Origin of the sequence: Thiemannella venezuelensis, assembly GCF_014203605.1 — a bacterium.
Lineage (GTDB): Bacteria > Actinomycetota > Actinomycetes > Streptosporangiales > Streptosporangiaceae > Planomonospora_A > Planomonospora_A venezuelensis.
In genome coordinates this window covers 12081-27001 of record NZ_JACHJJ010000044.1, presented here as the reverse complement: position 1 = coordinate 27001, position 14921 = coordinate 12081, and the positions used below count along the sequence as shown (strand labels likewise).

General features: G+C 71.3%; 13 protein-coding genes. 7 read left to right on the top strand and 6 right to left on the bottom strand.

Annotation, left to right across the window (positions count from 1 at the left end):
- Window positions 1–89 precede the first annotated feature (89 nt).
- Window positions 90–659 (bottom strand): hypothetical protein, encoded by a 570-nt coding sequence (locus tag FHS22_RS35945; RefSeq protein ID WP_184948673.1) that lies wholly within the window; start codon window positions 657–659, stop codon window positions 90–92.
- A 111-nt stretch (window positions 660–770) separates the two neighbouring features.
- Here FHS22_RS35945 and FHS22_RS35940 point away from each other — a divergent pair, with 111 nt between their 5' ends.
- Window positions 771–1100 carry a hypothetical protein gene (locus FHS22_RS35940; protein WP_184948672.1) on the top strand — a complete coding sequence of 110 codons (330 nt, stop codon included), beginning with the start codon at window positions 771–773 and terminating at the stop codon, window positions 1098–1100.
- Between the two features lie 28 nt (window positions 1101–1128).
- Here the strand turns inward: FHS22_RS35940 and FHS22_RS35935 are convergent, their stop codons facing one another.
- Both FHS22_RS35935 and FHS22_RS35930 read right to left on the bottom strand, forming a co-directional pair.
- On the bottom strand, window positions 1129–1950 hold the full coding sequence (locus tag FHS22_RS35935; protein ID WP_184948671.1) for an NAD-dependent epimerase/dehydratase family protein: 822 nt from the start codon (window positions 1948–1950) through the stop codon (window positions 1129–1131).
- 1005 nt (window positions 1951–2955) lie between these two features.
- Entirely contained in the window at window positions 2956–3930 is a 975-nt protein-coding gene (locus FHS22_RS35930) for an NAD(P)-dependent alcohol dehydrogenase (protein ID WP_184948670.1), read from the bottom strand.
- A gap of 78 nt (window positions 3931–4008) precedes the next feature.
- Between FHS22_RS35930 and FHS22_RS35925 the strand changes: the two genes are divergently transcribed.
- Window positions 4009–6297, top strand: coding sequence for an ATP-binding protein (locus FHS22_RS35925; protein ID WP_184948669.1), 2289 nt, complete (start codon window positions 4009–4011; stop codon window positions 6295–6297).
- Between the two features lie 219 nt (window positions 6298–6516).
- Here FHS22_RS35925 and FHS22_RS35920 read toward each other — a convergent pair whose 3' ends face one another.
- Complete coding sequence (locus tag FHS22_RS35920) at window positions 6517–7419, bottom strand: LysR family transcriptional regulator (protein WP_184948668.1); 903 nt, start codon at window positions 7417–7419, stop codon at window positions 6517–6519.
- A 116-nt stretch (window positions 7420–7535) separates the two neighbouring features.
- Between FHS22_RS35920 and FHS22_RS35915 the strand changes: the two genes are divergently transcribed.
- Complete coding sequence (locus FHS22_RS35915; protein ID WP_184948667.1) at window positions 7536–8081, top strand: dihydrofolate reductase family protein; 546 nt, start codon at window positions 7536–7538, stop codon at window positions 8079–8081.
- 27 nt (window positions 8082–8108) lie between these two features.
- Window positions 8109–8981 (top strand): alpha/beta fold hydrolase, encoded by an 873-nt coding sequence (locus FHS22_RS35910; RefSeq protein WP_184948666.1) that lies wholly within the window; start codon window positions 8109–8111, stop codon window positions 8979–8981.
- 596 nt (window positions 8982–9577) lie between these two features.
- On the opposite strand, the gene FHS22_RS35905 is transcribed toward FHS22_RS35910, so the two are convergent.
- Window positions 9578–10348, bottom strand: a complete 771-nt coding sequence (locus FHS22_RS35905; protein ID WP_184948665.1) for a TetR/AcrR family transcriptional regulator — start codon at window positions 10346–10348, stop codon at window positions 9578–9580.
- A gap of 46 nt (window positions 10349–10394) precedes the next feature.
- Between FHS22_RS35905 and FHS22_RS35900 the strand changes: the two genes are divergently transcribed.
- Entirely contained in the window at window positions 10395–11129 is a 735-nt protein-coding gene (locus FHS22_RS35900) for a bleomycin resistance protein (RefSeq protein ID WP_184948664.1), read from the top strand.
- Window positions 11130–11638: 509 nt separating this feature from the next.
- Here the strand turns inward: FHS22_RS35900 and FHS22_RS35895 are convergent.
- Window positions 11639–12310: a TetR family transcriptional regulator gene (locus FHS22_RS35895; RefSeq protein ID WP_184948663.1), complete on the bottom strand. Its 672-nt coding sequence runs from the start codon at window positions 12308–12310 to the stop codon at window positions 11639–11641.
- A gap of 39 nt (window positions 12311–12349) precedes the next feature.
- On the opposite strand from FHS22_RS35895, the gene FHS22_RS35890 reads away from it, so the two are divergent.
- Window positions 12350–13783: an MFS transporter gene (locus tag FHS22_RS35890; RefSeq protein ID WP_184948662.1), complete on the top strand. Its 1434-nt coding sequence runs from the start codon at window positions 12350–12352 to the stop codon at window positions 13781–13783.
- Entirely contained in the window at window positions 13780–14778 is a 999-nt protein-coding gene (locus tag FHS22_RS35885) for a saccharopine dehydrogenase family protein (protein ID WP_184948661.1), read from the top strand. Before FHS22_RS35890 ends, FHS22_RS35885 begins: the two co-directional genes overlap by 4 nt.
- Window positions 14779–14921 lie beyond the last annotated feature (143 nt).

Genomic DNA, 14921 nt, shown 5'->3' with positions numbered 1-14921 from the left:
CAGACCTGCCATCCACGTCCGAAGATCCTCAGCGGTCATCACGTCCGGCATACGATCAGACTAAACCACAACGAAGTGTTGTTGTAGTACTAGGCCGGGTCGCGGTACATCGGTGCCGGCTCTCCGTAGTGCACCCGTCGAACAGCACCGGGCAGGGCTTTGGTCAGAGCCTGGGACGCGTCGACGGAACATCCGACGGTGAACTCGATCTCCTCGTCGACCTCGCAGGCCAGGCACCAGGCTTGATCTTCGGGCCACACGAGGTGTGGGTCTGGACCGCCCAGCGCAGAGCCGTGCCAGGCGAGGGCGGGCGCGTCGCTCAGTACGTCGACAGGGCCGGTGAAGAGCAGCATCTCTCGATGAGGGATAGCCACCCGTGGCGCTTCAGGAGTCGGCGGGTGCCCGCCCGTCCACCCTTCCCAGATCGCCGCGTATCCGCTGGAAGGCGTGGCCGTGCATGTCGCGAGAGTCGCGAGTGCCGCGCGAACGGCGCGATCTTCCTCCTCCGGGTCGACACCCTCCACCCCATGGCCAAAGGCGATACGCACGTACACGTCGAAGCCTGGTGGGCCGTAGCGAACAAGATCCCACCAATCGACATCAGCCCGGAGCAACCATCGAGCCGCGTCGGCATTCGGAGCGGGTCGCACCTCGGTCATATCCTCAGTTTGTCGCAACCGCAGGCGGTAACCGAGACGGGGCTTGCCGCGGCCCTGGCGGCCCCAGGACGGCCACCCCCGTTATCTCCCGGACGCTGAGCCTGGGAGCAGATGAGACCGCGGCTCCGCCTCGGCCAGCGCCTCACCGGCACCATCGTCTGGGTGCCTCAGCCGGGTGTCACCGGCATAGGAGTCGATCTCGGCCTGCCCGTCGGCGGGTTCGTCGATGTCCTGCACCTGCCGCGTGACCCGGCGCGGTGGCCCGCGACCGGGACCATCACCGGCTTCGTCATCTGGCGGATGGACGAGCGGCCGCAGATCCGGCTCATGCCCGCCGACCCGGCCTACCGCCGCGAAGACTTCACCGCCTGGCTGCGACGGCAACACCACCCGGCCGCCGATGTCTTCGATGCCCAGAAGCAGGCCGAAAGGCATCGGTGACCTCTGTGCCGCGAGCCGCCGGGGATTCCTAGCGCGGTGACCCGCCAGGTGGTCCTTGGCCGAGGAGGTGGCGCAGGGTGTAGTCGGCGTCGGCGTAGGCACCGCCCTGGAGCCGGTCGGTGGCGAAGTAGTCGGCCGCTCCGGGGATCCGGTGCGCGTAGGCCTCGGCGTCGTCGCGGGGACGGTAGCCGAGATCGTCGTCCAGTTCCCAGAAGCGGCGGGTGTTGGCGGAGACCGCGTATGCGGTGGTGAAGGTGACGCCGGGCCGGGTGAGGGCGGCCCAGACGAACCCTGCGCAGTCGCGGGGGCTCAGCCAGGTGGCCAGGTGGCGTGGTTCACTCGGCTCCGCCTCCAGGCTGCCGATCCGCAGGCACACCACCTGCAGACCGAACTTGTCGGCGTACAGCCGGCCCAGGGCCTCCACCGCGACCTTGCTCACGCCGTACAGCCCGTCGGGGCGGGGCGGCTCCTGCGTCGAGACCATCCGGGCGGCCGGGTAGCAGCCGGTCAGCCGGTTGCTGCCGGCCAGCACCACCCGCCGGACCCCGGTGCGCCGTGCGGCCTCCAGCACGTGATGGGTGCCCAGGACGTTGCCCTCCAGCAGGTCGGCCAGCGGCGCCTCGTCCGGTACCCCGGCCAGGTGCACCACCGCATCGGCACCCGCGATGACCGCCGCCACATCCTCGACACCGGCCAACTCGGCCCGGCGGACCTCTTCCTCAGACCCTTGGGCGACCAGCGGGACACGATCGACCGAGACCAGCCGCCGCAAGCTGCGGCGCAGCGGGTCTCGCAGCACGGATCCGACCTGTCCGGCGGCGCCGGTGAGCACGACCGTCTCCACTGTCATGCCACCGAGTCTGCCACCGACAACGGAGGGATACTCAGGTTGAATTCGTAGAGCCCGAGGTCGTGACGGCTGTTCCGTGCTGCGATACGACTGGGTCATTGTGCCTGCCGAAAACTACATCCACGCAGCTCAAACGGCATGTGAGTACTTGCGGAGGACTCCGCCGAGTCGGTCTTGTCGGCGTATGTTCAGCTCGGCGATTCGCGTCGGATCCGTGATCGGGTCCGGGACGATGCGCAGCGGGGCCGCTTGGTTCAGGGCCTGAAGTGATGGTCTCGATGAAGTCGCAGGCCAGCAGCGCGTCGGCTTGCGAGCGCAGGAAGTCGGCCCGGGTGATCGATGCTCGTTCAGGCGCCGAGTCTATGCCTTCCTGCGTGAGGATCTCCCACACGGTGGAGGACGCGACTTTGATGCCGAGCATGGCCAGTTCACCGTGCACGCGCCGATACCCCCAGGACGGGTTCTCCCGGACCAGGCGCAGGATGAGCGCGCGGATGGAACGGACCGTGGGCGGGCGCCCCGGCCGCTTCGGCCGACACGTGCCGGCATGGCGCCGTCCCATCAGATCGCGGTGTCGGCGCAAGACGGTGTCCGGGCGGACGAGGAGCCGCACCCGGTGCAGGGCCGTACGGGGCAGCGACTTCAGCAGGGCGGCCAGGAAGGCGTGATCCTCGGGGCGAATCGCATCCTGGCGCCGGCACCGAGCCGCCGTTCGAGAACGGCGATCTGGTGACGTAGGCGAGGATCTCGACGTCCTTGTCCCGATCGCCCATCGGCGGCAGCCGCAGCGCGGCGAAGGCGTCCGCGACGGCGAGACAGGCCAGACGAAAGAGCACAGGAGATCATCCTGCCGCACTCCGAACGGCTGGAGATCACGCGCGTCAGGTGATCCCCGGCAAGGCTATGACCTGGCCGGATGACATTGTCGGCAGGCGCAGGGTGCACGGCGCACCGGTTCACGACCGGAGGAGGACCTTTGTCGTCGTCAGTGTCGTCAGCGGGTGTTCAGACGGTGACCACGACCTTGCCCCTCGCGCGCCCCCGTTCGAGGTAACGGACGGCCTCGGCGGCCTCGTCCAGCGAGTAGGTCCGGTCGATGACGGGGGTGACCTTCCCTGATTCGATGAACCCGCTCATGACGGCGAGATCGTCGGCGCTGGTGTGGGACAGGAAGAACGCCATCCGGGGCATCATCATGACCTTGACGATCCCGAGAACCGGCCCGACCCACTGCCCCTTCGACGGTGCGCCCTCCACGAAGACGCCCGTGGGAGCGAGCACCCGCCGGTTCGCCAGGAGGCCGCGGTTGGCGACCAGGTCGAACACCACGTCGTACCGCTTCCCGGCACGCGTGTAGTCCTCCTTGGTGTAGTCGACGACGTGGTCGGCGCCGATCGAACGGACCAGCTCCGTGTTGCCGGTGCTGCACACCCCGGTCACCTCGGCCCCCATGGCCTTGGCGATCTGCACCGCGAACGTCCCCACGCCGCCGGAGGCTCCGTTGATCAGCACCCGGTGCCCGCGCCGGATCCGGCCCTTGTCGCGCAGCACCTGGAGTGCGGTGAGCGCCGCCACCGGGACGGCCGCGGCCTGCTCGAACGTCAGCCCGGCCGGCATCCTGCACAGCATGCCGTCCTGGCGCAGGCAGGCGTACTCGGCCAGGCCCGTCGTGCCCGGTACGAGGTCCAGGCCGCAGCCGCCGTACACCTCGTCCCCGGGCCGGAAGGCGGTGACGTCGCGGCCCACCGACTCGACGACGCCCGCCAGGTCGGCACCCAGGGCGGTGTGCCTGGGGCGGGTCAGGCCCATCTGCAGGCGGGCGAAGTACGGTTTGCCCCGCATGTTGTGCCAGTCCAGCGGGTTGACGGAGGCGGCGCGTACGCGGATCAGCACGTCGTCGGCCCCGACGGCGGGCATGTCCGCGTCCTCGAGTTGCAGAACCTCGGGCGGGCCGTAGGTGCGGTAGCGGATGGCTTTCACGATTCCCAGGGTGCGGACAGGCGCCGGGCCTACGAAATCACGTGAATTCGTGATTGGGAGAGTAGTGTCCGAGTCACGATGGCCAGACCCCCGCGCCGCTCGGGCAACCTGCCCGCCGAGACGACCAGTTTCATCGGCCGCCGTCGCGAACTCGCCGCGGTCCGCAGGAGGCTCGCCGAGGCCCGCCTGGTCAGTCTCGTCGGGCCCGGCGGGGTCGGTAAGACGCGTCTGGCGCTGCGGGCGGCGGGCGATCTCGGGCGCGGGTTCCCGGGGGGCGCGTGGCTGGTGGAGCTGGCCGAGGTACGCGATTCCGCGCTGGTCGGCGATGCCGTCATGACGGCCCTGGACCTGCGGACCCGGACCGCGGCCGAGCCGTCGGCGGTGCTGGCGGCGTACCTGCGGGACAAGAGGCTGCTGCTGGTGGTCGACAACTGCGAGCACCTGCTCGCGGCGACGGCCCGGCTGGTCACGGAGGTGATGCGGGCGGCCCCCGGCGTACGGGTGATCGCGACCAGCAGGGAGCCGCTGTCGGCGCCCGGTGAACACGTGGTGCCCGTACCGCCACTCGATCCGCCCGCGCCGCACGCCCGCCCGCCGCTGGCGGAGCTGCGGCGGAACGAGGCGGTCACGCTGTTCACGGAGCGGGCCGCGGCCTCGTCGGGCGCGTTCGAGCTGACCGCGGCGAACCAGGCGGCGGTGGCGGGTCTGTGCCGCCGTCTCGACGGCCTGCCGCTGGCGATCGAGCTGGCGGCCGTACGAACGCGGGTGTTGTCCGCCGAGCAGATCCTCGACCGTCTCGACGACCGGTTCGGGCTGCTCACCGGTGGCGCGAAGGCGCTCCCCCGCCACCAGACGCTGCGCACCACCATCGACTGGAGCCACGACCTGCTGGATCCGGCGGAGCAGGCGCTGTTGCGGCGGCTGTGCGTCTTCGCCGGCCGGTTCACCCTGGAGGACGTCGAGGCGGTCTGCGCGCGGGAGGGTCTGCCCGCGCTGGAACCGCTGTCGTCGCTGGTCGACAAGTCGCTGGTGACGAAGGAGGACGCCGGGGACCTGGCCTGCTACCGCCTGCATGAGACGATGCGCGAGTACGCCGCGCTCCGGCTGCGCGAGGCCGGCGAGGAGGAGACGGTCGGCCGGCGGTTCGCCGACTACTACACCACGCGCTGCCTGCGGGCCGCGCCGCAGGTCCGGCGGCGACTGGCCGAATGGCTCGACTGGATGGACCTGGAGATCGACAACGTGCGCGCGGTGCTGCGCGGATGCGTGACCCGTGAGGACGCGGCGCGCGGCATGAAGCTGGTCTACGCCATCGGCTACTACTGGATCACCCGCGCGCCCAACGAGGGAGTCCGGTGGGCCGAGGAGTTGCTCGCCCGCGAGGGCGCCGGACCGGCCGAGCGGGCCAGGGCCGCCTTCATGCGCGGTTTCCTGGCGGTGCTGCAGTCGGACGCGGCGAGCGCGGGCCCCGCGCTGGACGAGGCGATGGCCGGGGCCGAGGAGGCGGGGCTGCCGTCCGTACTGGCTCAGTCGCTGTCGCTGGCGTCGATGGCGGCGAGCATGTCAGGGGATCGCGCGGCGGCCAGGCGGCTGGGTGAGCGGGCCCGCGTCGTCATGGAGGGAGTGGACGATGACGCGGCCGTACTCATGTTCCTGCAGTCGCGTGCATTGAACGGCCTCTTCGAGGGTGATCTCGACACGGTCGTGGAGGCCGCGGAGGAGGGTGTGCGCCTCGGCCGCGAGACCGGCGACCTCTACAGCCTGGACATGATGCTGCTGAATCTGGGCTCCGCCAGGCTGATCGCGGGCGCGTTCGACGAGGCGGGGCCGCTGCTGGCGGAGGCGCTGCGGGTCGCGTACCGGATCGACGACCGGGTGGGGCAGTACGTGCTGCTCGACGCGCTGGGCTGCGTCACGGCCGGTTCCGGGCGGGCGCGGCCGGCGGCGCTGCTGATGGGGGCGGCCGAGACCGTGCGGACGGAGACCGGGGCGAGCGTCCTGCCCTTCCTCCCGCCGCTGCTGGCCCGGGCCGAGGAGGCGGCCAGGGCGGAGCTGGGGGCGGCGGCGTTCGAGGACGAGTACGCGGCCGGGAGGCGCCTGAGCAGGGACGTCGCGATCCGGCTGGCACTCGGCGAGCCGGTGCCGTCCGCCGGGGCACCGGACGAAACACCGGACGAGACACCGCTCGGCAAGCGGCAGGCGGAGGTGGCGCGGCTGGTCGCCGAGGGGCTCAGCAACCGGCAGATCGGCGAGCGGCTGTTCATCTCGGAGCACACGGTGGACAGCCACGTGCGGGCGATCATGAACAAGCTGGGGTTCAACTCGCGGGCGCAGATCGCCGCCTGGACGGCCTCCTGCGGCTCGTAGTCCCGCACGCCGATCCCGCGAGGAGCACTGAGGCCTGTACCGCTTCAGAACTCATCGCGTAGGGCTTGACCTGGAGATTCTCTGGAACGGCTACGCGGCTCGATGGTATTCGTCGATCAGCCCGCCGAGCACTCTCCGGCGTCCGGTCCGGCCTTCCAGCGGTACGACGGTCCGCTCATCGGACAGGCGCACGGCCCGCGGAGAGGGTCGGTACAGGAATCAGGGGTGAACCGCTCGAGCCGCGTCGGTCGCGGCCCGGACGAACTCGCGGACCCGGCCGCTGGTGTTGGTGGTGAGCCAGATGGGACCCCACTGGATGGGTGGGGCGTCGTGGAGGGGGACATAGGCGATGTCGGGACGGGGATAGAAGCGGGCGGCGTGCTCGCCGACGGGGAAGACGCCCTGGCCGGCGGCGATGAGGGCGAGGGCCTCACCGAAGCTTGTCGCCCGCGGGCCTTGGGGGACGGGCAGTCCGTCCCCGGTACGCGACGGAGTCCGGTCGGACTGGAATTTCCGCGGGATGTCCACCGGGACCTGGATCACCGGATGGTCGGCGAGCGCCGCTACCGGTACCGCGTCCCTTCCGGCGAAGGCATGGTCGGCCGGGACGGCCAGAAGACGCGGCTCGGCCACCAGCACCGGGCCCGGGGTGAGTCCTGGCTGGGCGGCGAACAGAATGTCGGTGATCTGGACGTCGATGTCTCCGTCGAAGAGCCGGGAGACGGTGTCGTGCCACTGCGTCTCGTGGATGTGCACTTCGCAGTCGGGGTGACGTGCGGCGAACACGCCGACGGTCTTGAGCAGGAGCTGGCCGGCGAGGGCGCCGAGGAATCCCACCCGCAGCACGCCGGTGACGCCCCGCCCCGTGTCGACCGCCCGCTGGAACGCGTCCTGGATGCCCTTGACATGCGGCCTCAGCTCATCGGCCAGCCGGGCGCCGAGTGGAGTGAGCCGGACGTGACGGCTGGTCCGCTCGAACAGCGGAGCGCCGATCAGCCGTTCCGCCTTCTTGATCGTCTGGCTGACGCGTCCCGGAGTGAGCCGCAGGCGCTCGGCCGTGCGGCCGAAGTGCAGTTCGTCGGCGAGTACCAGGAAGATCTGGATCTCCTGCCGCTCCAGCATCGTGCCCCCGATCGTTGAGTCCGGCTAACCACCGCTTCGCTGATCACACGTTGATGCAGGTCAACCTGGCGCGCCATCGTTGGAGACCAGCGACACATGCTAACGAAAGCAACGAAATGAGAGCGAAGCGAAAGATCGTGTCCGGGCTGTTCGTCTCTCTGGACGGGGTCGTGGAGGCGCCGGAGACCTGGCACTTCCCGTACCTGAACGAGGAGATGGACGCGGCGGTCGGCGCGATGCACAACGAGGCCGACACCTTGCTGCTGGGCCGGGTGACCTACGAGACGTTCGCCGCGGTCTGGCCCCACCAGACCGGCGCGCTCGCCGACCGGATCAACAGCCTGCCCAAAATGGTCGTCTCGGCCACCCTGGACGAGGCGGCCTGGGCGAACTCGACGCTGCTGGACGGCGACGCCGTCACCGCGCTGGCCGAGGCCAAGAAGCGGCCGGGCGGGAACATCAACCTGTCCGGCAGCATCACCCTGACCCGCGCCCTGCTGGAGGCCGGGCTCATCGACGAGCTCCGTCTCCTGGTCCACCCGGTCGTGCTCGGCACCGGCCGCCGGCTCTTCCCCGAGGGTGCCGGCCGGGTGCCGCTGAAGCTGGTCCGATCCGCCGCGTTCGCCACAGGCGTCATGGACCTGACCTACCAGCCGCTCTGAACCCACCCACCACGAACGGAGAAGACCATGAACGACGTCCGGATCAGGACACTGCAGGTTCCGGGAGCGAACCTGCACTACGAGGTCAGGGGCTCCGGGCCGCTGCTGCTCATGATCCCTGGTGCGCCCGCCGACGCCGGGGCGCTGGCCGGGCTCGCCACGGCCCTGTCCACCCGGTACACCGTCATCACCTACGATCAGCGCGGCCTGTCGCGCAGCCTTCTGACCGGGCCCGCCCATGATCAGGACGTGACCGTCTTCGCCGAGGACGCGCACCGGCTGCTCACCGCGCACGGCGGCGGACCCGCCTACGTACTGGGCAACAGCGGCGGCGCGCTCACCGCCCTGGACCTGGCCGCCCGCCACTCTGAGCAGGTCCGTGCCCTGGTGGCGCACGAGCCTCCGGTTCCGGAGCTACTGCCCGACCGCGAGCACTGGCGGACGGTGTTCCAGGACGTCCAGGACACCTACCGTGCCGAAGGGCCTGGCGCCGCGATGCAGAAATTCGTCGCCACGATCGAAGGGGAGCCCAGCGGCCCGCCGCAGATGCCCGACTTCTCCCAGATGCCTCCCGAAGCGCTGGAGATGATGGGCCGGATCCAAGGAAACATCGGCTTCTTCCTCGCCCACGTCCTGCTGCCCGTGCTGCGCTTCGTGCCGGACCTCTCCGCGTTGCGCTCCGCCGCCGGCCGGATCGCCATCGGAGTCGGAGCGGCTTCGCCCGACGGTGTCCCCCTCCGCTCCGCCCTCGCACTCGCCGAGCAGCTCGACACCAGGCCGATCGAATTCCCCGGCGACCACCAGGGCCTTGCCCTCGACGCCTCCACCAGCGCCGGGATCATCCACGACGCCTTCACCCGCCTCACCCGGGATGTGGTTGCGTCCACGGAGGTGATGTAAGAGTTTTCCCAGCTGACAAGCGTTCCGCCGGACATGGGGACGGCCATCGCGTGATCCTTCGTGATTGCGAAATCGAGATCGGAGGAGAAGAGGGCGATGGCCGTGCCTACCGGTGCCGACCCGATGACGTGGCTGGCGGAGCAGATTCAAGCCAGTGGCCCAGGTCTGTCGCGATCCAGGGTGAAGGGCATGGCCGAGGCGTTGATGTCGGCCAAGGCCGGCTCCTAGGTCGGTTCACAGGCGCAGGATGAGCGCATGGACGGGGCGGACCGTGGGCGGGCTCCCGGCCGCCGGGGCTTACTGATGCGGGCGTGCCGCCGCCTGACGGGATCGCGGTGCCATCGCAGGACGATGTCCGGCCGGACGAGGAGCCGCAGTCGGCGCAGGACCTCGCAGGGCAGCGACGTCAGGAGCGCGGTGAGGTAGGCCGGGCGAAGGAGCACGGCCGATCATCATGCCGCACTTGGCTCCATCTCCTGGGCGGCCGGGGCTCGCGCCGCCACGCGAAGCCCTCGCATGGCGATGACCAGGCCGGATGTAGTTGTCGGCAGGCGCAGTGCGCGGGAAGCGATCATTTTCCTTCCGGCACGGGGCGGTCAGTCCCGGACCGCCGCGATCCGGGCGCCGACGGCGTCGAGGACGAGGTCGAGCCCGAAGGCGAAGCGGTCCAGAGCCCGCTGCAGCGTATAGGGGAGAGTGGGGTCCGACACGGCGAACGCCCCGGCCTGCTCCAGTGCGGTGAGCCGCGGGAAACGGCCGGCCATGCGCTCGTCCAGGAGCGGAGCGCGCTGCGCCCACCACTCGTCGTCGCTGCTCTCGGTGAGTACGGGCGCCTGCTCGGCCTCGACGACCGCCGAGGCGGCGCCGCGCGTGTACGACTCGACCGCCGTGACGCACCCCACGATGTCGATCGCGGCCAGGCCGTACCCGTCGAGCAGGGCCAGCGCGGCGTCGTAACGGGTCAGGACGTTCGGACCGAAGACGGTGCGCGAGGTCGCCACCTGCAGCAGCCATGGATGGGCGCGGAAGGAGGCGAGGTCGGACGTGGCCAGGCCGTGCAGCCCGGCCCGCCATCCGGCGTCCGCAGTGGGGAGGGGCTGGGTGCCCGCGATGCGGTCGACCATCAACTCCAGCAGTTCCGCCTTGCCCGGTACGTAGGTGTACAACGACGCGGGGCCGATGCCGAGCGTCTGAGCCAGTGCCCGCATCGACAGGGCGGCCGGCCCTGAACGGTCGGCCTCAGCGATCGCGGCGTCGAGGATCCGGGCCAGGTCGAGCCGCTGCCGCGGGCCGCGCCGGGGGACGGGCGCCCCCTCCCAGAGCAGCGCCATCGTGCGCGCGGCATCGCCGCGCCCCGGGTACTCCATCTCTCACCCTTCCCCACGAATACACCGAACGGTGTACGGTGTTTTTATGCGCACCGAGTCCACTATCCCCGGCCTGCCCTGCCGCGACCTCGACGACGTCCTGCCTTTCTACACCGCCCTGGGGTTCGACGTGACCTACCGCCAGGAGCGTCCCAATCCCTACGCCGCCGTCCGCCGCGGCGGGATAGAGCTGCACTTCTTCGCCGTCCCCACGTTCGATCCCGCCGACTCCATGGGGAGCGTGGTCGTGCTCGTCCCGGACACGGAGGCGCTGCACGCCGCCTTCACCGCGGGACTGCGCGGCGCGTTCGGGAGGGTGCCGGCGTCCGGGATCCCGCGGATGACCCGGCCGCGGCGCAAGCAGGGAACCACCGGCGGTTTCACGGTCGTCGACCCCGGCGGCAACTGGCTGCGGATCAGCAGGTACGGCGACGCGGGCGACGAGCCCGCGGCGTCGGAGGGCAGGCTGGCCCGGGTGGTGGCCGCCGCCGCGCGCCAGGGCGACGCCCGCGGTGACGCGGCGGCCGGGATCCGCATCCTGGAGACCGGGCTCGCCCGGCACACCGACGCGCCGCCCGTCCAGCGCCTGCCCGCGCTGGTCTACCTCGCCGAACTGCGATGGCGTACGGGTGCGCGCGACGCCGCGGCTGCGGCGCTCGCCGAGGCCGACGCGCTGGAGCTGTCGGCGGCCGACCGCGAGGCACTGGCCGCCGACCTTGCGAGCGCCGCCGAACTGGCCGCCGGTCTGGGCACTGCTCCGCCGGAGCGGTCTCCCGCCTGATCACGTGATCTGAACGTGCGGGGACCTTCCTCTCGGACCGGTCAGGGAAGCGATCATTCTTCGCGCGGGAATCGATCTTCCAAGCCGTCGAGTCCACCCAGCCCATGCGCACTCGTGAACACCCCTGGTCGGCCGGGCCGCGGGCTCGCGCGCGACGCACGGCCACAGCCTTCCTGCCGGCGCGCGAGCGTTTCGGGACGCGGGCGTAGCGAGCCAGGGAGGTGACAGAGGTGCGGCCGGTCACGGGGGTCGAGCGCGCAGGCCTCGACCCCCTGCTGCTGCGATGCCTGTAAGCGTCCTCACCGTATGGTCACAACGCCATCACAAAGTAGCCCATCAGACACGTGCTGTGAGTTTCATGTCCTCCGGTTCACACCCGCCTCACCGTTCATGAACGCCTGCGGCACCGGCGCCCGGCCCGGCTCCGGGCTCCGCGTGTCCACCCGCTGAGCGCGACAGGGCGACAACTCACCGCAGGCGTGTCTTTCCCGGGTTCGGCGGGGCGGGATTCAGGCGTGGAGGTCCGGCGTGGCGAGCAGGCGCGCGAGCGTGTCGGCGGCCCAGTCGTGCCACCGCTGGTGGGTCCATCCGCGGTCGTTGACGAGCAGGTTGTAGGTCTCCGGCGAGAGCAGCGCCAGGGCGATGTCGGCGGCGGCTTCGGCGGTGAGCCCGTCGCGCAGGGCCGCCTTGCGGGCCAGGGCGTCGGCGAAGACGCGCTGGACGGTGAGCCGTTGCTGGAGGTTGATGGCCCAGACCTCGGCGAGGTCGGGATCGGTGGTGGCGGCGCTGCGCACGACGTCGAGCAGGGGTGCGGCACGCAGGTAGATGTCTCCGGCGCCGGCGACCTGGCGGCGCAGCTGCCGGAGTGGGTCGGGGTCGGCGAGCGCGTCGCGGACCCAGGGGCGCTCCAGAGTGGGGATGGGTTCGTCGTCGCCGGCGATGGCCAGGTCGAGGGCCGTGGTGAGGACGGCCCGCTTGGTGCCGAAGGCGTAGTAGACGGTCTGCTCGCTCACCCCGGCCTTGCCGGCGATGGCGGCGATGCTCGTGGCGGTGTAGCCCGCCGTGGTGAACAGGTCGGTGGCGGCGGCGGTGATGCGGGCGCGGGTGGATCGGGCTCGCGCCGTGCGCCCGTCCTCCTTCACGGGAGCGCGGCCGGCTTGGTTTCGTCGTGTTTCGCTCACGACTTGACTATAGCGCCACTATAGAAACATTCTTGTAGTGTGACTACAAAAACATGGGGCCGGGGTGGGCTCGCGGCACTGCTGCTGCTGACCTCGGTCGAGCTCGTAGTGTTCCTCGAGGTGTCGATCGTCAACGTCGCGCTCCCGACCCTGGGCGTGGCGCTGGCGTTCACCGAAACCGGCCTGGCCTGGGTCGTCAACGCCTACCAGCTGACTTTCGGCGGTTTTCAGCTCGTCGCCGGCCGAGCCGCCGACCTACTCGGCCGGCGCCGGATGTTCCAGGCCGGCATTGCGCTGTTCACGGTGGGGTCGCTGGTGTGCGGGCTCGCGCCCGACGCCGGCACACTGCTGGCCGGCCGGGCGGCGCAGGGCGTCGGCGCGGCGATCGTGGTCCCCGCCGAGCTGGCGCTGCTCGCCGCGATCTTCACCGAGCCCGCGGCCTACCGGCGGGCGTTCGGGGTGTGGAGCGCCATGGCGGCCGCAGGCGCCGGCTCCGGCGTGGCGCTGGGCGGGATCCTCACCCAGACGCTCGGCTGGCCGTGGATCTTCTTGATCAACATTCCCATCGGCCTGGGGGCGCTCATCGCGAGCCCGCGCCTGCTCCCCGCCGACCCGCCCCGCCCCACCACCCTGCCGCGCCTGGATCCGGTGGGCGCACTCACCGGAACCGGATGCCTGCTGGCGCTGGTGTTCGTGGCCTCCGAACTCCCCGTACGCGGCTGGGGCACCCTCACCCTCGCCGTGACCGCGGCCGCCGTGGCGTTCGCCGGCGTGTTCGCGCTCAACCAGCGGCGCCACCCGCAGCCGATCCTGCCCCGCGGCCTGCTGCGCGAGCGCGAGGTGCGCGCGGGCACCGTGGCCAATGCGCTGGTGGGCGCCGCGCACGTGCCGGCGTTCGTGCTCCTGTCTCTTATGCTGCAGGAGGTCATGGGGTATTCGGCGATCGCCGCCGGGTTCGCCGTGCTGCCCATCGCGGTGGTCAACATGGTGACCGCCAGGACCGTGCTGCCCTGGGCGGTGGGACGTTTCGGGACGCGTCTGGTGCTGGCGGCGGGCATGGTCCTGCTCGCGTCCGGGCTGACCGGATACGCGCTCTTGCTGCATCCCGGCGCCGGATTCCTCACCGTCGTGCTGCCCTTCAGCATCGCCTTCGCCATGGGACTGCCGGCCGTCTTCGTCGGCTCCACCGCCTCCGCCGTACGCGCCGCACCCGCCGACCGGCAAGGGGCCGCCTCCGGCCTGCTCAACACCGCCCAGCGGGTGGGCGCCGCGCTCGGCCTGACCGGCGTGCTGCTGGCCGCCGCCGCGTGGACCGGCTTGTCAGGAGACGTCGGCGGCGGCCTCAGGGCCGGCTTCGCCATCGCCGCCGGCCTGGCTGCCCTCGGGGCCGTGTGCGCCCTGGTCATGTTCACCCGCCCCGACACCGACCCGGCCACCACCCCTCCGCAACCGCAAGGAGCGCACCGCCGATGAACACCATCCTCATCCTGGGCGGCTACGGCGCGGTCGGCCGCGAGGCCGCCGCCGCGCTCGTCAGCCGTCCCGGCACGAACGTCATCATGGCCGGGCGCAACCCGGGCAAGGCCGCGCCCGTCCCCGGGACCACGACGATGCGCGTGGACGCCGCCGAACCGGCCGATCTGTCCCGGGCGTTGGACGGGGCCGACACCGTTCTCATGTGCGCGGAGATCGACAACGTCCGCGTCGCCCGCGCCTGCGTGGAGCGCGGCATCGGCTACGTGGACGTGACGGCTTCCCACCCGCTGCTCACCGGCCTGCAGCAGTTGGACGGGCCGGCCAGGGAACACGGCGCCACCCTCGCGCTCAGCGTCGGCCTCATCCCCGGTGTCACCAACCTGCTGGCGCGTTTCTGCGCCGAGCACTCGACGGCGGACGGCCTGCTCATCGGCGCGTTGCTCGGCTCGGGTGAGGCGCACGGGCCCGCCGCGCTCGCCTGGACGCTGGACGGGCTCGGGCGGTTGGACGGCTCGTGGACGATGCGGTTCCCGGAGCCGTACGGCGAGCGCACCGTGCACCGCTTCCCGTTCTCCGACCAGTACACCCTGCCCACCACCCTCGGGGTGGGCGCGGTCCGTACCGGACTGTGCCTGGACTCTCGCCTGCTCACCCGGCTGCTGCCGGTGGCCGGGCGGTCGGCCGTCGCCCGCCTGCTGCGCCGTCCCCAGGTTCGCCGGCTGCTGCCGGCCGCGCTCGGTGCGGTCCATGTCGGTGATGACGGCTTCGCCGTGACGGTGCGCTGCGGCGAAGTTCAGGCGTCCTTCAGCGGACGGCGGCAAAGCCGCGCCACCGGGCGGATGGCCGCCCTGCTCGTCGGCCACCTGCCCGGACTGCCGCCCGGCGCCCGCCACGTCGAGCAGCTCGTGGATCCCGCTGCCTTCCTGACCGAGCTGGCCGCCGACGGATTCGACCTCGACCTCGGCGACGGCCGTCAGGATGCGCCCGCATGACCGTCGGTGAGCGCCGTGAGGGGCTGGGAACGACGGATGACCCGCGAGATCGGCGGAGTCCTCCCGTGCCTCTGAGTGGGCCGAGGCCGGGCGCCCGGATCACGGGACGGGTCACCTGCCGTGGCGCGAGTGACAGTGACGTG

Coding starts and splice junctions, on each gene's coding strand:
- FHS22_RS35945 (WP_184948673.1), bottom strand. CDS start 659: ATGACCGAGGTGCGACCCGCTCCGAATGCCGACGCGGCTCGATGGTTG.
- FHS22_RS35940 (WP_184948672.1), top strand. CDS start 771: ATGAGACCGCGGCTCCGCCTCGGCCAGCGCCTCACCGGCACCATCGTC.
- FHS22_RS35935 (WP_184948671.1), bottom strand. CDS start 1,950: ATGACAGTGGAGACGGTCGTGCTCACCGGCGCCGCCGGACAGGTCGGA.
- FHS22_RS35925 (WP_184948669.1), top strand. CDS start 4,009: ATGGCCAGACCCCCGCGCCGCTCGGGCAACCTGCCCGCCGAGACGACC.
- FHS22_RS35920 (WP_184948668.1), bottom strand. CDS start 7,419: ATGCTGGAGCGGCAGGAGATCCAGATCTTCCTGGTACTCGCCGACGAA.
- FHS22_RS35915 (WP_184948667.1), top strand. CDS start 7,536: ATGAGAGCGAAGCGAAAGATCGTGTCCGGGCTGTTCGTCTCTCTGGAC.
- FHS22_RS35910 (WP_184948666.1), top strand. CDS start 8,109: ATGAACGACGTCCGGATCAGGACACTGCAGGTTCCGGGAGCGAACCTG.
- FHS22_RS35905 (WP_184948665.1), bottom strand. CDS start 10,348: ATGGAGTACCCGGGGCGCGGCGATGCCGCGCGCACGATGGCGCTGCTC.
- FHS22_RS35900 (WP_184948664.1), top strand. CDS start 10,395: ATGCGCACCGAGTCCACTATCCCCGGCCTGCCCTGCCGCGACCTCGAC.
- FHS22_RS35885 (WP_184948661.1), top strand. CDS start 13,780: ATGAACACCATCCTCATCCTGGGCGGCTACGGCGCGGTCGGCCGCGAG.